The sequence below is a fragment of the Nonomuraea endophytica genome (assembly GCF_014203235.1).
Classification (GTDB): domain Bacteria; phylum Actinomycetota; class Actinomycetes; order Streptosporangiales; family Streptosporangiaceae; genus Nonomuraea; species Nonomuraea endophytica.
In genome coordinates, this window is the sequence record NZ_JACHIN010000001.1 from 1,495,972 (window position 1) to 1,517,466 (window position 21,495).

Below are 21,495 nucleotides of genomic sequence, written 5' to 3' on the forward strand. Positions count from 1 at the left end.
GCCTCCCGCTCCACCTCGCCGCCCCACTCGGCTTCCGCCTCACCCCGCACGCCCGCAACTCCGCGCCCCCACCCGGCACCCCAATCCGGGCATCCCAACCCGGGCACCTCGACCCGCACCCCCAGCCTGCGCACGCCCCCGGCCCCGCACCCCCCATCCCGCGGTCGCCCTCGCTCTTGCCGCTCTTAGGCTTTGGCATCCCCTCACCACGACGGTCCTCCCCGCCGCGCGGCGCCCGCCGCTCTATGGCTCTCGCTTCTGGCGCACAGCTCCCGTGCCTGGCTCACGGGCGAGGTACCCGTGCCCTCTCGCGTGGGGCTTCCGCGCCTCGATCTCGTGTGAGCAGCGTGTGCAACAGCGCCGAGCCGGGATGGCAGGAGAGCTGTCTCGTGATGACTGCCGAGTCTCATCCGGCAGTGCGTCACCCAATCTCTCGGGGTGTCGGGATATGAGTGCCCACGGGAGGCAGCGAGGCGCATACGGGGGACCGCCACGCACAAAGGGCGAAGGGGGTACGGGGGAACGAGTGGGGTGCGTCAGGTGGGCTGTAGGGACGCATGAGGCTATGGGTGCACAGCGATGAGCCCGTGGGGATTGGGAGAGCTGAGGGGGAGGGCGAGGGGCGGACAGGAGAGGGGAGGGGATCGGGGGGAAATCTGGGGGCTTCGGGAGTAAATGCGGTGAAGCGCGTGTGGCGACGGGACACCGTGCGGCGTTCGCACCGGTAACCTCTCGTGGTGTGACCGGAAACGACCGGGACGGTGAGGAGACGCAGTGAGTCAGCAGCGGCGGGGATTGGGCAAGGGGCTCGGGGCGCTGATCCCGACCGGTCCCATCGTTGACGGCACCGGAGCTCTGGCGGCCGACAACGGGACGGCTCCGGAGTCCGGTCCGAGGCCGATCGCGGGCGCGTACTTCAAGGAGATCGCTCTCACCGCCATCGTCCGCAACCCGCGTCAGCCGCGTGAGGTCTTCGACGAGGAGCGTCTGGAAGAGCTGGCCGCCTCCATCAAGGAGGTCGGACTTCTCCAGCCGATCGTGGTCCGTTCGGTCGGTGGTGGCAACTACGAGCTGATCATGGGAGAACGGCGCTGGCGCGCGTCCAAGTTGGCCGGCTTGGAGTTCGTCCCCGCGATCGTCCGGAACACCCAGGACAACGAGCTCCTCCGTGACGCCCTCATCGAGAACCTTCAGCGCGAGCAGCTGAACGCACTCGAAGAAGCCGCCGCCTACCAGCAGCTCCTGGACGACTTCCAGGCGACGCACGAACAGCTTGCCCAGAAGGTCGGTCGCTCCCGCTCCCACATCACCAACACCCTGCGCCTCCTGAATCTCCCGCCGGACGTTCAGCTGAAGGTCGCCGCCGGCACGGTCAGCGCGGGCCACGCCCGCGCCCTTCTCGGGTTGGACAGCGCCGACGAGCAGATCCAGTTGGCCAAGCGAATCGTGGCCGAGCTCCTGTCAGTCCGCGCGGTCGAAGAGATCGTCGCCCTGGGCGGCTCCAAAGGATCCGGTAAGGCTCCCCGCGAACGCCAGCCCAACAAGCCCACCGCGCCCGGCCTGACTCATCTGGCCGACCGTCTCTCCGACCACTTTGAGACCAAGGTCAAGGTCGACCTGGGGCGTCGGAAGGGGCGCATCGTGGTCGAGTTCGCCACGATCGACGACCTGGAGCGCATCATCGGCACGATGGCACCAGAAGCCGCCCGCGCCATCCGCGACCACGAGTCCTGACGGCCTCCGCCTGTACGTGGAGCGACAGGTGGACATGTAGAGAGCGTCTGCAGTCGACGGCCCCCTGTGTTGGCGCACTGTTTCACGTGAAACCACGAGCTACACGTGAAACCACGAGCTACACGTGAAACCGTGAGCTTCATCTGAACCCGGCGAGCCAGTCTGACGCCGAGTGGGCCCGATTCCGCCGAAGGTGTTCTTTGCCGTGCTCTCGCCGTAGAGCATCCCCATGGGGGAGCCGAAGCTTGGCGTGGTACGCGCGGTTTCACGTGAAACAGGCCGAGCGGCTGGTGTCCTGAGCGTCGCCCGGCGTTCGGTGGCTAGGGCGGTGGAGGCGTTGCGCGGGGGGTTGTTTCACGTGAAACAGGCTGAGCGGCCGACGCCTTGTGAGGGTCGTTTCACGTGAAACATGATGTGGAGGACCGGCGCTGTTTCACGTGAAACGGGGGAGCAGTGGGTGCGCGGCGTTCGCTGAGGAGCATGCGTGAGGCTAGCGGGTGACGGCTTTGCGGATGGCTGCCAGGAAGTCGTCCACGTGATCCGGGGTCGCGTCGAAGGCGGTCATCCAGCGGACGAGGTTGATGTTCTCGTCCCAGTACTCAAAGCGGAAGCGCTCCTTGAGTGTCCGTACGGCGTCGCGGGGGAGCGAGGCGAAGACGGCGTTCGACTCCACCGGGAAGGCGATGCCGACATCCGGGAGATCTTTCACACCGTCGGCCAGGCGGTGGGCCATCGTGTTCGCGTGGGTGGCGTTCTGGCGCCAGAGGTCGTCGGTCAGGAGAGCGGTTAGCTGGGCGGAGATGAAGCGCATCTTCGAGGCCAGTTGCAGGGACTGCCTTCGGAGGAACGGGACCGCCTTGCTCAGCGATGGATCGAGAAGGATGACCGCCTCGGCGGCCATCGCGCCGTTCTTGGTGCCGCCGAAGCTGAAGATGTCCACACCGGCGTCCGTGGTGATCGTGCGGAGGTCGCAGTCGAGATGGGCGGCGGCGTTGGACAGGCGGGCGCCGTCCACGTGGAGGCGCAGGTTCGCGCTGTGTGCGGTTTCGGCCAGGGCGGCGATTTCGTCGGGGGTGTAGCACGTGCCCAGTTCGGTTACCTGGGAGATGGAGACGACGGTCGGCTGGACCTCGTGGTGGGCGCCGAGTACGTGGAGGCGGTCGGTGATGTCGTTCGGGCGGAGCTTGCCGTCGATCGTGGGGACTGGGGTCAGCTTGACGCCGAGGAGTCGTTCGGCGGCGCCGGTCTCGTGGGTGGCGATGTGGGCGCTCTCGGGACAGATGATGCTGTCGAACCGGCCCAGGGACAGCGCCAGGCCGATCAGGTTGGCGCCCGCTCCGTTCAGCACGGCGAAGCCGTTCGCCTGCTCGCCGAAGATGTGTTTGATCTGACGCTCGAAGGCGGAGGTCCAGTCGTCGCCGCCGTAGGCGGGGGCGTCGCCCGCGTTGGCGGATGCCATCGCCTCCAGGACGGCCGGGTGGACGCCCGCGTGGTTGTCGCTGGCGAAACTCTTGGGGTAGGTCGTGTCGATCAGCACATGGCAAGGCTACTCAGGCGGTTCTGGCGAACGCCTCGCGCGTACCCGCGCGTGAGGATTGCCGCCTGTGCCTCTGTGGATTGGGGGTCAGCATGCGCCCCAGCCCGCCGCCGGAGAACTCCGGGATGATGTGGGCCGTCATCAGCAGCACCGCGTCCGCGCTGACCGGCGAAGTCGGGTGCTTGCGCGCCCCGCTCCAGGGACTCCGCGCGCTTGGCTTCGGGGGAGCCGTGTGAGGGTGCGAGGGAGTCCGCGTGAGGGTGCGAGAGAGTCCGTGTGAGGGCGCGGGGGAGTCCGTGTGAGGGCGCGGGGAGTCCGTGTGAGGGCGCGGGGGAAGCTGTCTCGGGGTCAGGTGGAGGAGTGGCGGGTGGCGGCTATTTCCAGGAGGCCGCGGCACAGGGTGCCGAGGTCGCGGCCGGCCGCTTCGACGGCCATCGGGAGGAGGGAGGTCTCGGTCATGCCGGGGGCGACGTTCACTTCCAGGAAGTGGGGGGCGCCGGTGGCGTCGACGATGAGGTCGGTGCGGGAGATGTCGCGCAGGCCCAGCGCGGTGTGAGCGGTGACGGCGGTCTCCGCGCAGGCGGCGGCTGCCGCTTCTGACAGGCGGGCCGGGGCGAAGAACTCGGTGTGGCCGGCGGTGTAGCGGGCGGCGTAATCGTAGACGCCTTCGTCTGGGACGATCTCTACGGCGGGGAGTGCCACCGGGCCGTCGCCCAGGTCCACCACCGAGACGGCCACCTCTACGCCTTCGATGCAACGCTCGATGAGCGCGGTGTCGCCGTACGCGAAGCAGCCGACCATCGCCGCCGGCAGCTCTTCGGCGGTACGCACGATCGAGGCGCCCAGCGCGGAACCGCCCCTCGCGGGCTTGACGAACAGGGGCAGACCGAGGTGGTCCACGATGCGTCCCAGGACCACGGACGCGCCCAGGTCGTGGAAGGTCTCCTTGGGCAGCGTGATGGAGTCGGGGGTGCGCAGGCCGACGGAGCGTACTACCGCTTTGGCCGTCGGCTTGTCGAACGCCACCCGGCACGCGTCGGGATCGGCGCCTACGTAGGGGACGTTCAGCAGTTCCAGGACAGAGCGGATCGCGCCGTCCTCGCCGGCTCCGCCATGCAGCGTGACGAACACGGCGTCCGGCCGGTCTGCCAGCACCGTCGGCACCAGCGAGGCGTCGGTGTCGCGGGTCTCGACGTCGACACCCGCCGCCCGCAGCACCTCACTCACCCGGCGACCGGAGCGCAGGGACACCTCCCGCTCATAGGAGAGCCCACCGGCCAGCACGAGCACGTGACCCAGTTCGCCCATCACTTTCCCCTCTGCCGAAAAGCACGCCGTCCAACCGTACCGGTTCGGCTCCGTCATTCGTTTCCCTGTGGCGACGGGGTCAGCTCTCATTTCCTGCGCGTTGATGAGGCAGCAGCCTTCCCCTCCCGCCCAGCGGCTCGATCGCGCGTGAGCGGCACCGCCAACGTCCGGAGGGATTGCCAAGGCGGGGAGGGCGGGAGAGCGGTGTTGAGGGTCCAGCGAAGCAAGGCCGGGGGAGCTATCGGGATCGACGCGCATGGGGAGGGAAGGGAGCGCGGGGGATGGGGCACGGGAAGGCCGCCAACACTTGGCGTGGGGAGGTGGCGCAGGAGTGTGGCGCGGGGAGGGATGCGAACGGAGGGGAGGGGCGTCTGGCCGTGGCGCTGAGGCGGAGGCGGGCGGGAAGGCCGCTAGGTAGGCGGGCGGCGTGCGGAAGCGCGGGGCAAGGGAGGGGTGCGGGGGAGGGCGGGATGAGGCGGGCGGCGCGTGGGAGAGCGGCGCGGGGAGGGAGTCGGGGGAGGGCGCGATGAGGTGGGGGCGCACAGGGAGAGCGGCGCGGGGAGGGGGCGTGGGGGAGGGCGAGGGAAAGGGAGGGGTGGGGCCGAGGTCTGGAGAAGGTGGCTCGGCCCCGGGGGTTAGGCGAGGTCTGGGCCTGGGGTGTCTACGCCGGGGTGGCCGGGGGGTGAGGCGGTGCCGAAGGTGTCGCGGAGTTGGAGTTCGCCTTCGATGACGCCGGCCAACCGTCGTACCCCCTCCCGGATCCGGTCTGGCTCCGGGTAGCAGTACGACAGGCGCATCTGCCGGCTGCCGCTGCCGTCGGAGAAGAAGCCGGTGCCGGGTACGAACGCCACCCGCTCCGCCACCGCCCGAGGCAGGATCGCCTTGGAGTCGAGCCCTTCGGGAAGGCTGGCCCAGACGAAGAAGCCGCCCGCGGGCCGGGTCCAGGTGACGCCGGTGGGCATGAGGTCGGTCAGCGCGTTAAGGAGGGCGTCGCGGCGTTCGCGGTAGAGCTCTTTGAACGTCTTGATCTGCTCCCGCCAAGGCTGGGTGGCGAGGTATTGGCCCACGGCCAGCTGGGTGAAGGAGGAGTGGGAGAGCACGGCTGATTCCATGGCGAGGACCAGCTTGTCGCGGATGGCGTGCGGGGCAAGGGCCCAGCCGACGCGGAAGCCCGGGGCCAACGTCTTGGAGAACGAGCCGAGGTACACGACCCCGTCGGGGTTGTCGGCGCGCAGGGCGCGCATGGGCTCGCCGTCGAAGCCGAGCAGCCCGTAAGGGTTGTCTTCGACGATCAGCACCCCGGCACGCTGGCAGATGTCGAGGACCTGCTGGCGGCGGGCGACGTTGAGGGTGACGCCGCCGGGGTTGTGGAAGGTCGGGATCGTGTAGAGGAACTTGATCGTGTTGCCGGCGGCCTGGAGCGCGTAGATGGTCTGGGCCAGGGATTCCGGCACCAGGCCCTGATCGTCCATGGTGATATGGACGACTTTCGCCTGGTATGCGCTGAATGTGCCTAGGGCGCCCACATACGAGGGCCCCTCGGCCAGCACCACGTCACCCGGGTCGATGAAGATGCGGGTGATCAGATCGAGGGCCTGCTGGGAGCCGACCGTGACGACCACGTCGTCCGCCCCGGCCTCGATCCCCTCCAGGCGCATGACCTCGCAGATCTGCTCGCGCAGATGCGGATCGCCCTGGCCGGAGCCGTACTGGAGCGCGACCGGGCCACGCCTGGTGACCAGATCGGAGACCAGCTCGCCGACCATGTCGAGGGGCAGAGCCGTGACGTACGGCATGCCGCCGGCCAGCGAGACCACTTCGGGCCTCGACGCGACGGCGAAAAGAGCTCGAATCTCGGAGGCGACCATCCCGGTAGCTCGCGCGGCGTACCGATCGACGTAGGCGTCGATGCGCGACCCTTGGGTCGCGGGCGTCTGACCGTGATCCGTCTCTTCCGTCACGGTCCACCTCCTAGGTGTCAAATGGAGCCGAGAGACCAGAGTACGTGACTGGCCACGATCGCCGTGCACCCGCTCCCCGCTTCGTCACTGGGCTACGATGCCAGCTGGGGACGCGGATTTCGCGCGCTTTTCCGGGTCAACGATTGGGGCCGTAGTTGTCGCGTCGGCTGGTCAACATCACCCTGGACAATCTCGACGATCTGCCGCGCCGTTGCCGGCGGTGTGTTTTCTGGGAGCTTGACCCGGTCAGCGGGGAGCGTGCGGCCGACGCGGGCGACCCCGGGCTTGAGAAAGAAGCCTGGATCTCCGGAACGCTCCTGGAATGGGGCAGCTGCGGGAAGATTCTTTACGTCGACGGGGTTCCGGCGGGGTTCGTGCTCTACAGCCCGCCGCTCTACAGCCCGCGCTCGGTGGCCTTCCCCACCTCGCCGGTCAGCGCGGACGCGGTGCTGCTGATGACGGCCCACATCATCCCGGAGTTCTCCGGCGGCGGGCTGGGGCGCATGCTGATCCAGGGCGTGGCCAAGGACCTCACCCGGCGCGGGGTCAAGGCGATCGAGGCGTTCGGGGACCTGAAGTGGGAGAAGCCGGGCTGTGTGGTGCCCGCCGACTATCTGCTTTCGGTCGGCTTCAAAACGGTGCGGCCGCATCTCCGTTTTCCGCGGCTGCGGCTTGAGCTCAAGACGGCCGTCTCGTGGCGTGAGGACGTCGAGGTGGCGCTGGAGAGGCTCCTCGGGTCAATGAGCCCGGAAAGGGCATTGCGCCCCGTCTGAGGGCGTTCTGGGCCCCGACAGACGAAAGCCCGGGAGAACCAGGTCTCCCGGGCCCGCGAAGTCGGACTAGATGATGCCCTCGAGCTCGCGCATCAGCATCGCCTTGGGCTTGGCGCCGATGATCTGCTTGACCACCTCACCGCCCTTGTAGACGTTGAGCGTGGGGATCTGCAGCACCCCGTAGTTGCGCGGCACCTCGGGGTTCTCGTCGATGTTCAGCTTGACGATCTCCAGCTTGTCGCCGTGCTCCTTGGCGATCTCCTCGAGAATGGGCGCGACCTGACGGCAAGGTCCGCACCACTCGGCCCAGAAGTCGACCAGCACCGGCTTGTCGCTCTTGAGGACCTCGGCCTCGAAGGTGGCGTCGGTTACAGCCTTCACGATTGCGCTCCTTAGTTCTCGTGGGTGGCCAGCCAGCGCTCGGAGTCCAGGGACGCCGAGCAACCAGTGCCGGCCGCGGTGATGGCCTGGCGGTAGATGTGGTCGACGACGTCGCCCGCGGCGAAGACGCCTTCGATGTTGGTCTCGGTCGTCGGCGCGGAGACCTGGACGTAGCCGTCCTCGTCGAGGTCGATCTGGCCCTTGACCAGGTCGGTGCGCGGGTCGTGGCCGATCGCGAGGAACAGCGCGTCGGTCGCGAGCTCGCTCAGCTCGCCGGTCTTGACGTTGCGCAGCTTGACGGCTTCGACCTTGTCGGCGCCGAGGACGTCCACGACCTCGGTGTCCCAGATGAAGCGGATCTTGTCGTTGGCGAACGCGCGCTCCTGCATGATCTTGCTGGCACGCAGCTCATCACGACGGTGGACGACCGTGACCATCCGCCCGAACCGGGTCAGGAACGTGGCCTCCTCCATGGCGGTGTCACCGCCGCCGACGACCACGATGTCCTTCTGCCGGAAGAAGAACCCGTCACAGGTGGCGCACCACGACACGCCGCGTCCGGACAGCCGCTTCTCGTTCTCCAGGCCGAGCTCGCGGTAACCGGAGCCCATCGCCAGGATCACCGACTTGGCGTAGTACGTGTCGCTGTAGGTCTTGATGACCTTGGGGTTGGCTTCGAGGTCGACCTCGATCACGTCGTCGGCGACCAGCTCGGCGCCGAAGCGTTCGGCCTGCTTGCGCAGGTTGTCCATGAGGTCGGGGCCCATGATGCCGTCCGGGAAGCCCGGGAAGTTCTCCACGTCGGTGGTGTTCATCAGCGCACCGCCCGCGGTGACGGACCCCTCGAAGACCAGCGGCTTGAGTTCGGCGCGCGCGGAGTAGACGGCCGCGGTGTATCCAGCGGGGCCGGACCCGATGATGATCACGTTACGAACGTCGCTCAACGCTCTCACGCCTTCCTCTTCTGCTGTTGCCTGTGGCGTCAACAGATCCTAGGCCGCCGTGATTCCCTTCCCTGCCCACAAAACGAAAGAGCCCACCGAAGTGGGCTCTGACGTGGACTTTCGCTTACCAGCGGCCGACTGTGGGCTTGCGAAGGTTCTTGCAGTTGAACGGGTCGACAACGTCCAGCCTGAGCTTGTTCTTCGGCTGGTTCTTCCAGGAGGCGACGATCAACGCCTCCTGACCGTTGTACTGGCCCTGGTCGACCGCGAACGCCTTGAGCTTCGTGCGTGCGGAGACCTGGTTGACGCACTTGGAGACGCCGGTCGGCGTCTCACCGCCGCCCAGTGCCTCGGCGTTGCCCATGAAGCCGACCATCTCCCGGCGCAGGTCCTGGTCGCTGTAGTTGTGGTTGCTGTCGGTCAGCGCGTAGCCGCGGCTCTTGACCTCGTTGCGCGTGGCCGTAGGCGTGGAGGGCTGAGCGACCTGCAGGCCGCCGCCGTTCCCGCCCGAAGCCGTGAGCACCCCACTCGACAGTACGGCGGTGCCGACCACCACAGCGGCGGCCGCGGCCGAGGCGACCGCGGGCATGGCCCACCGGCGCCGTCGGGAGGCCCTTCGCCGAGCCGGGACGATCGTGCCGTCATCGGAGACCACCCCGAGGCGAACCGGCGCCTCAGCGGCCGTTTCCCACGGCGCGTCCCGCATGAGCTCGTCCCAGTCGGGCGCTTCCGCCAGGCCGACTCCGCCCCTGGTGGCCTCGGCCGCCAGCGCGTTGTCGATGCGTAGCGCGACTCCCATCGGCATCGCCGGTGTAGGGGTCGCCGCGAGCACCTCGCGAACCGCCGCCAAGTCCGCCAAAAGCGCCCCGCAGGGGGTGCACACCGCTAGGTGTTCGCGTACTTGGCGCGCCGTGCCGACGTCTAGAAGACCCTCGGCCAGCTCGGCCAGGATCTCGAGGTCGTAGTGCGTATCACCCGTCACGAAGTTCTGCTCCCTTCGCGGATGAGACGCGACCGAGGTCCGAACGGTTCCGCAGATGCGAAAGAATTGGGGCAAGTTTCGCGCGTCCCCGCGCACAGCGGCTTTTCACCGTCCCACTGGGGACTTCGAGCACCTGAGCTGCGTCTTCGACCGAATAGCCCATCATGTCGACCAGCACGAGAGCGGCTCGCTGATCGGCGGGCAGGAGTTTGAGAGCAGCCGAAACCTCCATGGAAACTTCACGTTCGAGTGTCTGGTCGGGCATCGGTGTGTCACGTTCGGCGGCTTCGATGAGCTCGTCGTCGGCGACCGGCCGGACCGATTTGCGGCGCATCCGGTCGAGGCACGCGTTGACCACGATGCGGTGGAGCCAGGTGGTGACCGCGGCCTCGCCGCGGAAGCTGGCGGCCTTGCGGTATGCGGAGACGAAGGCGTCCTGGACGGCGTCGGCCGCTTCGTCCGGGTCGCCCAGGGTGCGGAGGGCAACCGCCCACATGCGGTCCCGGTGCCTCTTGACTATCTCGCTGAACGCATGTGGATCCCCGTTGATGTGCGCGGCGAGCAGCTCCGCATCGGACTGCTCTGCGCCTGAGGGTGTCTCGGGTGGGGAGTTCACAAGGGGGTTCCTGATTATGCTGATCCGGGAGAATGCACTACTACGTCATAGATGGTGCCATGAAACCCGCCATCGTCCGCAGGAAGACGCGTAAACCAGATCAAAACGTACTGGCCGCTTGCGGGCTGCTCAGGCGTCAGAGTGATCTTTCCGGAGCCGTCCTTGTGCCGCGCGACCGTCTTCAGCGAACCCAGCTCCCGTGAGTCTCCCACCTTCAGCTCGACGTCGGCGCCGGAAGCCCCCGACAACGTGGCCACCACGTCGCTCACCTGGACCGGCTTGCCCATGTCGAGCAGCAGGCCGACGCCGTCCTTGAGCCCGCCGAGGTCGGCGTCGTTGTAGTTCTCGGTCTTCCAGAACGTGCTCGGCTTGCCGTCGATGGCCGCGGAGGCGCGGTCCGGCTTCTCCGAGCCGTCGCCGAGCGGGTCGAAGCCGTCGGCCTTGGCCGGCTTGACCGGCTGGATCTCGGCCGCGGCCGTCTTCGACGTGCTCGGCTCGCCGCCGCCCGCCTCGGGCGCCGACGGGCTGCCCAGGCTGCGGCCGATCGTCCACGCGCCCACACCGACCGCGGCGATGACCAGGAGCACGACCACGGTCATCAGCAGCCGGTTGAGCATGCTGCCGCCGCTGTTCTGCGGGCGGTTGGAGATCACGGTCTGCGGCGGCGGGGTCTCGTGCCGGGTGTCGAGGCCCTCGGAGCGGGAGGTCGTGGTGACCGACGGCGCGGGCGAGGAGTAGGAGATGGAGATGGGCATGGGCCGCGGGACGCCGGACAGCTCCTCGGCGACCTCGGCCGGGGTGGTCAGCGCCGGATGGCCCTTGCGCGACTCGGGCAGCACCGCCCGGACGGTGATCGTGTCGAGGTAGCCGGGCAGTCCGGCGGTCACCTGCCGGGGCGTGGCGAAGTGGCCGTCGATCATGGGCGCGGCGGGCAGGCCGCCCTCGTCCTCGTCGCCCGGCCAGTGCCCGGTCAGCCCGGCGTAAAGCAGCCGGCCCAGGCCCTCGGCGTCCTCGTGGGCGGGGTGGTCGGCGGTGAGCCCGGCCAGCGCGGCGTCGACCGCCACGCCCAGCACCTTGACCGTGTTGCCGGTGGTCCACACCAGGTGGGCGGGGCGCAGGCAGAGGTGGTAGAGGTCGGCCTCGTGCGCGTGGGCCAGAGCCTCGGCCGCCTCGGCGACCAGGCCGGCGGCCCGCTCCGGGTCCATCGGCCCGGCGGCCAGCAGGTCCGACAGCGACTCGCCGGTCACCCACTCGCTCACGACGTACGCGAGGTCGTCGTCCTGGGCGGCGTCGAAGACCTGCGTCAGCCGGGGATCGGTGAGGCGGCTGGCGGCGCGGGCGGCGGTGACGACCTCGTGGACACGCGGGAAGTCGGGGGCGAAGGTCAGGACGGCCACGGGCCGGGCCAGGATCTCGTCGATGGCTTTCCACAGGGTTGCACCGTCGGACTCGCTCACGCGGTCCTCCAGCCGGAAACGCTCAGCGAGGCGCGTGCCCGGTTCGACCGCCGACGTGCTCACTGACCTTCTCCGCTCAGCTGATCGGGCGAGTCCGTGCCTCGACACACCTTCGTGGAGGAATCCCACGTAGGCACGCTATGTCGGGTGGATCCGCCCACGCCCCTCCTGCTGCCATTCGCGCGTGTCCGCACCATCGTAGTGCCGCGCCGTGTAAGCCCGCGTTCTTTACCGGCCTACCCGTCCCGCGACCATTCCAACGATTGAGTTGACCTCGGGGATGCGCATCTTATGGGCAATGGCCAAGTAGAGCAGCCCGCCGAGACCGCCGCCGACCGCCAGGATGATCAGAGAGTTGAGGAAGGCGAGCTCCCCGAAGACCTGCTGGCTGACCCAGACCGAGGCCAGCGCGAGCACCGCGGTGGGCATCGCGGCCAGATACATGCGGGTCAGCGCGGTGCCGATGGTCCAGCCGCCCAGCCCGGCCGCGCGCCGCGAGGCCATCATCCACGCGACCACCGCACCCAGCCCGTACGCGCACGCGTAGGCGAACGCGAGTCCCATCACCACGTAGGCCGGAGGCAGCAACGCATTGGCGACCAGCATCAGCACGGCGCCCGCGGCGGTGGTCCCGGCACCGATGAAGACCGGCGTGCGGGTGTCGCCGAAGCTGTAGAAGACCCGGAGCAGGAGCTGGAAGACGGCGAAGGGCATGAGGGCCAGGCCGTACACCTGAAGGACGTTGCCGATGTAGACGGCGTCGGCGACGGTGGTCTCGCCGTGGGCGTAGATCGGCACGGTGATCGCGGGACCGAGCACCATGAGCAGCAGCGAGGCCGGAACCATCACGCACGAGATCAGCCGCACCCCGGAGCCGAACTCCGACCGCAGGTCGTCCATGCGCCCGTCGGTGACCGCGCGGCTCATCTTGGGCAGCATCGCGGTGATCACCGAGACGCCGATGATGCCGTAGGGCAGCTGGAAGAGCTGGAAGGCGTAGGTGTACGGGCTGACGCCGTGGTTGGGCACCGCGTCGCCGGCGGCGCTGGCCAGGTTGGTGATCAGCATGAAGCCGAGCTGGGTGATGACGACGTAGCCGATCGTCCAGCCGCCGGCCTTGGCCATCTGGCCGAGCCGCGCGTTGCGCACGTCGAGGCGGGGCCGGAACTGGAAGCGCGCCCGCTTGAGCGCGATGACCAGGACGGTCGCCTGGGCGACGATGCCGGCGGTGGTGCCCAGGCCGAGCAGGGCGAGCTGGCCGTCGCTGACCGTCGCCGGATCCTTGCCGCCGGAGTAGGCGAGGAACACGCCGATGACCACGATGTTGTTGAGCACCGGCGCCCACATCGGGGCGGCGAAGCGGTCGCGGGTGTTGAGGATGGCGCCGGCCACCGCGCCCAGGCCGAAGAAGGCGAGCTGCGGCAGGATCAGCCGGGCCAGCAGGACGGCGGCCTCGTACTGCGGGGAGCCGGGCCGCCAGTTGGTGTAGAGGTCGATGAGCAGGGGAGCGGCCAGCACCGCGAGGGCGGCGACCACGATGAGCGCGAGCGTGGCCAGGGTGAGCAGCCGCTGCTCGAAGGCCCGGCCGCCGTCGGCGTCGCGCTGCTGCGCCTGCACGATCATCGGCACGATCACGCTGCTCAGCACGCCCAGCAGCAGCAGGTCGAGGATGGAGTACGGGATGGCGTAGGCGACGTTGTAGGCGTCGCCGAGCAGCGCGGTGCCGACCGCCGAGGCCAGCACCATCGTGCGTACGAAGCCGGTGACGCGCGAGACCATCGTGCCGGCGGCCATGATCGCGCTCGCCCTCATCAGGCGGCTCATACCTTCTCACTCTCCCGGGCCTGCGCCGCTCGCGCCGGACGCTTCTGCGAGCGCCGCCGCAGGATGCGGGTGACCACGGCGGCGAGCATGACCGACAGCGCGCCGCCCACGATGACGAGGGCGATGCCGGTGTAGCCGGTGGTCCTGATGGTCAGCTTGACGGGATCACCGTACGGCAAGCCGTCGGCCGTCTCCAGCTGAACGGTGATGGTCGCGTCGCCGCTGGTCTTGACCGTCATCGGCACCTGTACGGTGCCGATCTCGCCCTTGCCGATCGTCATGCGTTTCTTGACGTACTTGGGGTCGATCTGCAGCAGCTCGCGGTTGTTGGAGGACACCTCGACCATCAGGGTGACCGACGTGCTCAGCCCGTTGCGCACGCTGATGGGCACCTGGCCGTCGACGCCGGCCAGCGTGCGCGGCTGGTCGCGGCTGGCCCCGCTGATCGTGATGAGGCCGAGCCGGGTGTTGAGGGCGGTGACGACCTGCTTGGTGGCCGCGCGCCCGGCCCGCGTGCTGTTGCGCCAGGCGGAGGAGGTCAGGCGGAGCACGGCGTTCTCGAACCCGGCCGAGCGCTTGTCGGTGGTGATCCGCGTGGCCAGATCGGCCTCGGCGGCGGCCTCCTTGACCGGTTCGAGGTACTTCTCGCTGAGCTCTTCCTTGCGGTCCTGCTCGGTGTAGACGAGCCCGGTGCGCGGCGTCTGCACCTTGGCCGCCTTGATCGAGCCGAGCTCGGCCGAGGCCAGCCACGGCAGCCTGGCCGCGGTCTTGAGCAGCGCCGAGACGAACGCCGGGTCCGGGTCCCAGCGCCGCGACGGCGCCACGACCAGGTTTCTCGGCCTGACCTGGCCGCGCTCGGCGGCGATCATCGCCGTCTCGGCGATGAAACGCTGCTTGTTGAGTACGGCGGTGCGCCCGGCGGCCGAGTCGAGCTCGAACATGCGGCTCAGCTCCTCGTCCGGCAGGAGCGCGGTGACCGGGCCCGAGACGCTGTCGAGGGTGGTGGCCGCGTCGAGCGTGGTCGTGGCCGGCGTCTGGGTCGGCACGTTGGCCGGGTTGAGCAGGACGGTGCCGACCTTGCCGACCGACAGCAGGTCGAGGGCGTCGTCGTCGAGCTTGCCCGCCACCGGCCAGTTGGTCGCGGTGGGGATGTCGCGCTTGAAGTGCCGGGCGGCGGCCACGTCCGCGGCCGCGATCGCCGTGTTCACGCCGCTGTCGAGGCCGTGGTGGGCCATCGCGGCCACGTCGGGGTCGCCGTAGGGGACCGCCACGACGGGCGCGCCGGTCAGCGAGGTGCGCAGGGAGTCCAGCCACGGCGCGGCGGCCGGGTCGGCGGGCTGCTTCTTGCCGTTTCTGAGCGTGTAGCCCTTGGTCATCGCCTGCACGTCGTCGAGCAGGCCGGGCTCGACGAACCAGGTGACGTTCTTCGGCGCCGTCTTGGCGAGGGCGGCGAGGTCGGCCAGGCGCCCGCCGGGCTTCAGCGCGGCGGCGAGCTTGTCGTCGACGAACGTGGCGTCGTCGGAGCGGTGCGGCGCGTCGACCACCGGCAGCGCCACCGACAGCCGGTTGCGCGGCAGCTTCGGCGTGGTCGGCGGCATGTAGGTGATGAACGTGTGGGCCTTGGCCAGCGGCTGCCAGGACGCCGCGACCGGGACGACCTCGACCGTGATCGGGTAGACGCCGAAGGTGTTCATGCCGAGCTGGATGGGGGTGACGGTGAGCGTCCAGTCGGTGCTGGTGCCGTTGTTGACCAGCGGGAAGTCCATGAACGACGAGTCGGACGCCTGGGGGAGCTGGGCGGCCTGGTCCTCGGCGAAGGCCTTCATCGCGGCGCGGTCGGTCATGCGCTGGAAGCCGTAGCGCACCCGCACGCGCACGCCGGTCAGCGGCGTCCCCGTGCCGTTGCGGAAGGTGCCCGACAGCTTGACCTGGTCGGTGGGTTTGGTCGGCAGCTCAGGGGTGATCGATTTGACGGTGAGGGTCAGCTCCTGCTTGGCCGTCATGGCGGCAGCCGTACCCGGCGTTGTCGCGACCACGGGGGCGAGCAACGCGGCGGAGAGGACTGTGAGAAGCGCGGCCTTTCCGATCACGCTTCAGTCCGGGGTGGAGTACGGCGCACGCCCGCAATGGTACGGGCTCAGTGCCGTAGCGCGACCGTCTGGCGGGAACCTCTGGGCCTTCGCGCCCGCAGGTCCATGGACTTGCCAGACATGAGTGACAGCAGGTCGTACGCGCGCAAGGTGAGGGCCGTGTGGCGTTCACCCGTGGCGAGGAAGACGGACTGATGGTCGGGTTTTATCCGGTCGTCGATGAGGACGGCGAGGGCGGGCGGCAGCAGCAGAGGGCAGACCAGCCCGGCGGCGTAGTCGGTAACCTCGTTGACCACGAAGGCCGGGGCGAGGTGTACTTTCCTGGCCCCGAGCAGTCCCCCGACCACTCCCGGCCTGGGCGGTGCGGCGACGGTGGACACGACGGCGACGGCCTCCCGGCCCAGCCTGGTGACCGCCTCGAACACTGTCACGACCACGCAGCGGGAGGGGGCTGCGGAGATCGTTTCGGGCAGCTCGTCCGCGCATGTCATGGGGCGCGGAAGGCGTACGATCTCATGATGGACCTGGTGTGCGAGGAGCCAGCGGTGGATCGCGAGGGCGTCCTTCATAGATGAGCTCCTAGCCTCGTTCCATGGCCCCCGACGGTCTCTGACCGACGGTAACCCGGACCTGGTGTGGCTCGGGGGATATGTTCCGTAATGCGTGAAGGACCTACCCAGCTTGTCCGACTCAAATCAGCACTTTCACAAGATCGCCCCGGTCGCCGACGAGCTCGGCGAGCTGTTCGCCGCCCGCGGGCACGAGCTTGCCCTGGTGGGCGGCTCGGTGCGCGACATCCTCCTCGGACGCATCGGCAACGACCTCGACCTGACGACGGAGGCCCGGCCGGAGCGGGTGCTCGAGATCGTCAAGGACTGGGCCGACTCCGTCTGGACCATCGGGATCGACTTCGGCACGGTCGGCGTCCGCAAGGGCAACTGGCTGCTGGAGATCACCACCTACCGCAGCGAGTCCTACGACCCCAAGTCGCGCAAGCCCGAGGTCGTCTACGGCGAAACGCTCGAAGCCGACCTGGAGCGCCGGGACTTCGCGATCAACGCGATGGCGGTGCGGCTGCCCGACCACGAGTTCGTCGACCCCTACGGCGGCGTCTCCGACCTGACCGCGAAGCTGCTGCGCACGCCGGGCACGCCCGAGCAGTCCTTCGACGACGACCCGCTGCGCATGCTGCGCGCCGCCCGCTTCGCCTCCCAGCTGGGGTTCACGGTGGCGCCCGAGGCGCTCAGGGCGATGACCGAGATGGCCGAGCGGATCGAGATCGTCTCCGCCGAACGCATCCGCGAAGAGCTCGACAAGCTGGTCTGCGGCGCGTACCCGCGTGAAGGGCTGGGGCTTTTGGTCGAGACGGGTCTGGCCGCGCACGTGCTGCCCGAGCTGCCCATGCTCCGCCTGGAGATCGACGAGCACCACCGGCACAAGGACGTCTACGAGCACTCGCTGACCGTCCTCGACCAGGCCATCGCCCAGGAGGAGGACGGCAAGCCCGACCGCATCCTGCGCTGGGCGGCGCTGCTGCACGACGTGGGCAAGCCCAAGACCAGGCGGCACGAGGCCGGTGGCCGCGTCTCCTTCCACCACCACGAGCTCGTCGGCGCGCAGATGACCAAGAAGCGCATGACCGAGCTCAGGTTCCCCAAGGACGTGGTGGCCGACGTGGCCCGGCTGGTCGAGCTCCACCTGCGCTTCCACGGCTACGGCTCGGGGGAGTGGACCGACAGCGCCGTGCGCCGGTACGTACGCGACGCCGGTCACCTGCTCGACCGCCTCCACAAGCTGACCAGGGCCGACTGCACCACCCGCAACAAGCGCAAGGCGGCCCACCTCTCGCGTACCTACGACCAGCTCGAAGAGCGCATCGCCAGGCTGGCCGACGAGGAGGAGCTGGCCAAGATCCGCCCGGAGCTCGACGGCAACGAGATCCAGCGGGTCCTCGGCATCGGCCCGGGGCCGATGGTGGGCAAGGCCTACAAGTTCCTGCTCGACCTCCGCCTCGACCAGGGCGTGCTCGGCAAGGACGCGGCCACGGAGGCGTTGCTGACGTGGGCCGCGGAGCAGAAGGGCTAGTGCCCGGCGCGTCCTCTCCTCAGTGCGCGGAGGGGACGCGCGACGGCGCCGTGACCAGCCGGTAGATCAACGCGCTGACCAGGTAGCCGACCGCGATGATGCCGACGGCCAGGTACGACTTGCCGTTGGCGGGCAGGATCGCCGCCGAGAGCCCGGCGGCCAGCACGAACATGCCGTTGAACAACATGTCGTAGAGCGAGAACGCCCGGCCCAGGTAGGCGTCCTCGACGTCGCGCTGGACGGAGGTGTCGGCGCAGATCTTGACGCTCTGCCCGGCCAGGCCCAGCACGAAGCCGGAGATCCACAGGCCCCACTCCTGGAAGGGCGTCACCAGGATCGCGCTCAGGACACCGGCCGTGACCAGCATCATCGGCACCCAGCGCTCGACCGGCATACGTTCTGTGGCCAGCGGCGTGACGATCACCGCCAGGGCGTAGCCGACGGCCGAGGTGGCCACGACGATGCCGATGCCCCTCAGCGCGGCCTCGGAGTCGCCGTCGGTGAAGTAGTAGCGGTAGAGGATGATGCCGAGCGCGGTGGCCATGCCGTACATGAAGCGGTGCGCGGCCATGGCGCCCATCGCCGCGGCGGCCCTGCGCCGGCGCGCGAGGTGCTTGGCGCCCTCAACCAGGCCCTTGAGCACGTTGCGCACGGCCTCCTTGACCTGCGGCCGGTTGGGGTCGAAGTCGGGGCCGAGCAGGTCGCGTCGCATGGTCCTGGCGACCAGGGCGCTCAGGCTGAACAGCACCCCCGAGGTGACCAGCACGAGGGCGACGCCCACGTCGCCGGGTCCGAACACGCCGCGCATCAGCGTCGCCACGCCGACGCCGACGAAGGTGATGACGGTGCCGGAGGTCGGCGTGACCGCGTTGGCGGCCATCAGCTGATCCCTGGGCACCACGTGCGGCAGGGACGCGCCCAGCGCGGCCAGGAAGAAGCGGTTGACGCCGAGCACGCCCAGCGCGGCCGCGTAGAAGAACTCGTCAGGGGTGTCGAGGGCGACGAGGGCGGCGGCGATCAGCAGCAGCACCCCGCGGACCACCGGCGCGATCACCAGGATCTGGCGGCGCGACCACCTGTCGATGAAGACGCCGACGAACGGCCCCAGGATGCTGTAGGGCAGGAAAAGCACCGCCATGCCCGCCGCCACCTGCAGTGCGGTGGTCTGTTTCTCGGGGCTGAAGAAGGCGAATCCGGCCACGCCGAACTGGAAGATGCCGTCGGAGAATTGGGAGACCAGGCGGGTGCCGAACAACCGTCGGTAGTCCCGGCCCTGCAGGACCACACGGAGATCGGCGACAAATGACACGCAGCCAGCCTAGCCGCCGCCCGCTGTAGCGCGGCTTCGGGTTCTGCCCGTTCTCCGTGGGGAAAGGTTCCCGTACGCTTCGTTCTGTGACGACTGAGGAACACGTGGTGTTGGTCGACGGCGAGGGAAACGCGATCGGCGCCGCCCCCAAAACGTCGGTGCACGGCCTGGACACCCCTCTCCACCTGGCCTTCTCCAGCTACGTCTTCGACCCGGCAGGCCGGGTCCTGCTGACCAGGCGGGCCGGGCACAAGCTGACGTGGCCGGGAGTCTGGACCAACAGCTGCTGCGGCCATCCGCTGCCCGGCGAGGCCGTCGAGCACGCGGTGCTGCGCAGGCTCTCCTACGAACTGGGCCTGGACGTCGAGCACGTCGACCTGATGCTGCCGGCCTTCTCCTACCGGGCGGTCATGGCCAACGGCGTCGCGGAGCACGAGCTGTGCCCGGTCTACCGAGTCACGGTGAAGGGGCCGGTGGACGCCAACCCCGACGAGGTGGGCGAGGTCCTGTGGATGCCGTGGAAGGAGTTCGCCGAGGGCGTGGGCAACGGCCTGCTGGCGATCTCGCCGTGGTGCAAGGAGCAGGTTCCGCTGCTGGCCGAGCTGGGGGCCGACCCGCTGGCCTGGGAGACGGCGCCGGACTCCGAACTGCCTCCGGCCGCGCGGGCTGCCACTTAGCGGGCCGGCTGGGCGCCGTTGCGGCGCCCAGCCCTGTGCCGTCATCAGAAGCGTCTTCCTGGAGGCCCCCAGCCATGGTCGGTGGGTGGGGGTGGTGCGGCTTCGCCGTAACTTATCGGGAGACTTCGCCGCGGATGAACTTCTCGACGTAGTCGCGCGCCTCGTCGTCGCTGTGCTGGACGGGCGGGGACTTCATGAAGTACGAGGAGGCGCTCAGGATCGGGCCGCCGATGCCCCGGTCGAGGGCGATCTTGGCGGCGCGGACGGCGTCGATGATGATGCCGGCCGAGTTGGGGGAGTCCCAGACCTCGAGCTTGTACTCCAGGTTCAGCGGGGTGTCGCCGAACGAGCGGCCCTCCAGGCGGACGTAGGCCCACTTGCGGTCGTCGAGCCACGGCACGTGGTCGGACGGGCCGATGTGCACGTCGGCCTTGCCCATCTCGTGCGGGATCTGCGAGGTGACCGACTGCGTCTTGGAGATCTTCTTGGACTGGAGGCGCTTGCGCTCCAGCATGTTCATGAAGTCCATGTTGCCGCCGAAGTTGAGCTGGTACGTGCGCAGCAGCTCGACCCCGCGGTCCTCGAAGAGCTTGGCCATGACGCGGTGCGTGATGGTGGCGCCGACCTGCGACTTGATGTCGTCGCCGATGATCGGCACGCCCGCCTCCTCGAACTTCTCGGCCCACTCGGGGTCGGAGGCGATGAAGACCGGCAGCGCGTTGACGAAGGCGACCTTGGCGTCGATGGCGCACTGCGCGTAGAAGCGGTCGGCCTCCTCCGAGCCGACCGGCAGGTAGGAGACGAGGACGTCCACCCGGTTCTCCTTGAGGACCTTCACGACGTCCACCGGAGCCTCGTCGGACTCCTCGATGATCTCGCGGTAGAACTCGCCGAGACCGTCGAAGGTGTGGCCCCTCTGCACGATCACACCCGTGGGCGGCACATCCGTAATCTTGATCGTGTTGTTCTCGCTTGCCACGATCGCCTCGGACAGGTCGCGCCCGACCTTCTTGGCGTCCACGTCGAAGGCGGCGACGAACTCGACGTCACCGACGTGGTAGTCGCCGAACTTGACGTGCATCAGGCCAGGGACCCTGGCGTCCGGGTCGGCGTCCTTGTAGTAGTGCACGCCCTGGACCAGCGATGCCGCGCAGTTGCCGACACCGACAACGGCCACGCGAACCGAACCCATCGCACTCGCTCCCTTACTCATCTGTGTTATTTCTCGCGGGCTCTGAGGCCCGTCTCTCTGTCGCGATCAGCTCATTCAGCCAACGCACCTCGCGTTCGACCGATTCCAGACCGTGACGCTGCAACTCCAGGGTGTAGGCGTCGAGCCGTTCCCTGGTACGTGCGAGCGCGGTGCGGACGGCGTCGAGTCGTTCCTCGAGCCGGCTGCGGCGGCCTTCGAGGATGCGCAGGCGCACCTCGGCCTCGGTGTGGCGGAAGAAGGCGAAGTGGATGCCGAAGCTCTCGTCCTCCCACGCGGACGGCCCGGCCTGGGTGAGCAGCTCCTGGAGCCGCTCTTTGCCTTCGCCGGTGAGCTTGTAGACGATCTTCGATCTGCCGCTCACCCGAGTGGGTTGCTCTTCCACGATAAGACCCTGCTCCAGGAGCGACCTCAAGCAGGGGTACAGCGAACCGTAGGAGAACGCACGGAACATGCCGAGCAGCTCGTTGAGCCGTTTGCGCAGCTCGTAGCCATGAAGCGGCGTCTCGTGCAGCGACCCGAGCACGGCGAGTTCCAGCACTCTGCCCTGTCCGCTGACCATTGGAACCGCCCTCCTCTCGCGTCGATGTATCGGCTCGATACATCT

At 68.8% G+C, this 21,495-nt stretch carries 18 protein-coding genes; 4 read left to right on the forward strand and 14 right to left on the reverse strand.

Annotated features, from left to right (window positions below; all coding sequences use genetic code 11):
- The first annotated feature begins 774 nt into the window (after positions 1–774).
- On the forward strand, positions 775–1,734 hold the full coding sequence (locus HNR40_RS07245) for a ParB/RepB/Spo0J family partition protein (protein ID WP_184959124.1): 960 nt from the start codon (positions 775–777) through the stop codon (positions 1,732–1,734).
- A 490-nt stretch (positions 1,735–2,224) separates the two neighbouring features.
- On the opposite strand, the gene HNR40_RS07250 is transcribed toward HNR40_RS07245, so the two are convergent.
- From HNR40_RS07250 to HNR40_RS07260, 3 genes are all read right to left on the reverse strand, one after another.
- Positions 2,225–3,271, reverse strand: a complete 1,047-nt coding sequence (locus tag HNR40_RS07250) for a threonine aldolase family protein (RefSeq protein WP_184959125.1) — start codon at positions 3,269–3,271, stop codon at positions 2,225–2,227.
- Positions 3,272–3,619: 348 nt separating this feature from the next.
- Positions 3,620–4,579, reverse strand: a complete 960-nt coding sequence (locus HNR40_RS07255; protein ID WP_184959126.1) for a D-alanine--D-alanine ligase family protein — start codon at positions 4,577–4,579, stop codon at positions 3,620–3,622.
- 635 nt (positions 4,580–5,214) lie between these two features.
- A complete protein-coding gene (locus tag HNR40_RS07260) occupies positions 5,215–6,447 on the reverse strand; it encodes an aminotransferase-like domain-containing protein (protein WP_246508711.1) in 1,233 nt (410 codons plus the stop codon).
- Between the two features lie 248 nt (positions 6,448–6,695).
- Between HNR40_RS07260 and HNR40_RS07265 the strand changes: the two genes are divergently transcribed.
- Positions 6,696–7,313, forward strand: a complete 618-nt coding sequence (locus HNR40_RS07265) for a GNAT family N-acetyltransferase (RefSeq protein ID WP_184959128.1) — start codon at positions 6,696–6,698, stop codon at positions 7,311–7,313.
- Between the two features lie 66 nt (positions 7,314–7,379).
- Here HNR40_RS07265 and trxA read toward each other — a convergent pair whose 3' ends face one another.
- The 8 genes from trxA to HNR40_RS07305 all read right to left on the reverse strand — a co-directional run bounded on the left by trxA (position 7,380) and on the right by HNR40_RS07305 (position 16,176).
- Positions 7,380–7,694 carry a thioredoxin gene (gene trxA, locus HNR40_RS07270; RefSeq protein WP_184959129.1) on the reverse strand — a complete coding sequence of 105 codons (315 nt, stop codon included), beginning with the start codon at positions 7,692–7,694 and terminating at the stop codon, positions 7,380–7,382.
- A gap of 11 nt (positions 7,695–7,705) precedes the next feature.
- Positions 7,706–8,638, reverse strand: coding sequence for a thioredoxin-disulfide reductase (trxB, locus tag HNR40_RS07275; protein ID WP_184959130.1), 933 nt, complete (start codon positions 8,636–8,638; stop codon positions 7,706–7,708).
- A gap of 124 nt (positions 8,639–8,762) precedes the next feature.
- Complete coding sequence (locus HNR40_RS07280) at positions 8,763–9,620, reverse strand: anti-sigma factor family protein (RefSeq protein ID WP_184959131.1); 858 nt, start codon at positions 9,618–9,620, stop codon at positions 8,763–8,765.
- A complete protein-coding gene (sigM, locus tag HNR40_RS07285) occupies positions 9,610–10,236 on the reverse strand; it encodes an RNA polymerase sigma factor SigM (RefSeq protein WP_184959132.1) in 627 nt (208 codons plus the stop codon). The genes HNR40_RS07280 and sigM overlap by 11 nt, the downstream gene beginning before the upstream one ends.
- A gap of 14 nt (positions 10,237–10,250) precedes the next feature.
- Complete coding sequence (locus HNR40_RS07290) at positions 10,251–11,756, reverse strand: protein kinase family protein (protein ID WP_184959133.1); 1,506 nt, start codon at positions 11,754–11,756, stop codon at positions 10,251–10,253.
- A gap of 165 nt (positions 11,757–11,921) precedes the next feature.
- Entirely contained in the window at positions 11,922–13,517 is a 1,596-nt protein-coding gene (gene murJ / locus HNR40_RS07295) for a murein biosynthesis integral membrane protein MurJ (RefSeq protein WP_184959134.1), read from the reverse strand.
- The gene (locus HNR40_RS07300; RefSeq protein WP_184959135.1) at positions 13,514–15,607 is read right to left on the reverse strand and encodes a DUF6049 family protein; all 2,094 of its coding nucleotides are present in this window, start codon (positions 15,605–15,607) and stop codon (positions 13,514–13,516) included. Before HNR40_RS07300 ends, murJ begins: the two co-directional genes overlap by 4 nt.
- Positions 15,608–15,654: 47 nt before the next feature.
- On the reverse strand, positions 15,655–16,176 hold the full coding sequence (locus HNR40_RS07305) for a YbaK/EbsC family protein (RefSeq protein ID WP_184959136.1): 522 nt from the start codon (positions 16,174–16,176) through the stop codon (positions 15,655–15,657).
- A 112-nt stretch (positions 16,177–16,288) separates the two neighbouring features.
- Between HNR40_RS07305 and HNR40_RS07310 the strand changes: the two genes are divergently transcribed.
- Entirely contained in the window at positions 16,289–17,692 is a 1,404-nt protein-coding gene (locus HNR40_RS07310) for a CCA tRNA nucleotidyltransferase (RefSeq protein WP_221339953.1), read from the forward strand.
- Between the two features lie 19 nt (positions 17,693–17,711).
- Here the strand turns inward: HNR40_RS07310 and HNR40_RS07315 are convergent, their stop codons facing one another.
- Positions 17,712–19,001 carry an MFS transporter gene (locus HNR40_RS07315; protein ID WP_184959138.1) on the reverse strand — a complete coding sequence of 430 codons (1,290 nt, stop codon included), beginning with the start codon at positions 18,999–19,001 and terminating at the stop codon, positions 17,712–17,714.
- Between the two features lie 86 nt (positions 19,002–19,087).
- On the opposite strand from HNR40_RS07315, the gene idi reads away from it, so the two are divergent.
- Complete coding sequence (idi, locus tag HNR40_RS07320; RefSeq protein WP_184959139.1) at positions 19,088–19,678, forward strand: isopentenyl-diphosphate Delta-isomerase; 591 nt, start codon at positions 19,088–19,090, stop codon at positions 19,676–19,678.
- Positions 19,679–19,790: 112 nt separating this feature from the next.
- Here idi and HNR40_RS07325 read toward each other — a convergent pair whose 3' ends face one another.
- Positions 19,791–20,870, reverse strand: a complete 1,080-nt coding sequence (locus HNR40_RS07325) for an inositol-3-phosphate synthase (protein ID WP_184959140.1) — start codon at positions 20,868–20,870, stop codon at positions 19,791–19,793.
- Between the two features lie 13 nt (positions 20,871–20,883).
- A complete protein-coding gene (locus HNR40_RS07330) occupies positions 20,884–21,450 on the reverse strand; it encodes a PadR family transcriptional regulator (RefSeq protein WP_184959141.1) in 567 nt (188 codons plus the stop codon).
- Positions 21,451–21,495: the final 45 nt, after the last annotated feature.

Coding starts and splice junctions, on each gene's coding strand:
- HNR40_RS07255 (WP_184959126.1), bottom strand. CDS start 4,579: ATGGGCGAACTGGGTCACGTGCTCGTGCTGGCCGGTGGGCTCTCCTAT.
- HNR40_RS07260 (WP_246508711.1), bottom strand. CDS start 6,447: ATGGTCGCCTCCGAGATTCGAGCTCTTTTCGCCGTCGCGTCGAGGCCC.
- murJ (WP_184959134.1), bottom strand. CDS start 13,517: ATGAGCCGCCTGATGAGGGCGAGCGCGATCATGGCCGCCGGCACGATG.
- HNR40_RS07305 (WP_184959136.1), bottom strand. CDS start 16,176: ATGAAGGACGCCCTCGCGATCCACCGCTGGCTCCTCGCACACCAGGTC.
- HNR40_RS07325 (WP_184959140.1), bottom strand. CDS start 20,870: ATGGGTTCGGTTCGCGTGGCCGTTGTCGGTGTCGGCAACTGCGCGGCA.
- HNR40_RS07330 (WP_184959141.1), bottom strand. CDS start 21,450: ATGGTCAGCGGACAGGGCAGAGTGCTGGAACTCGCCGTGCTCGGGTCG.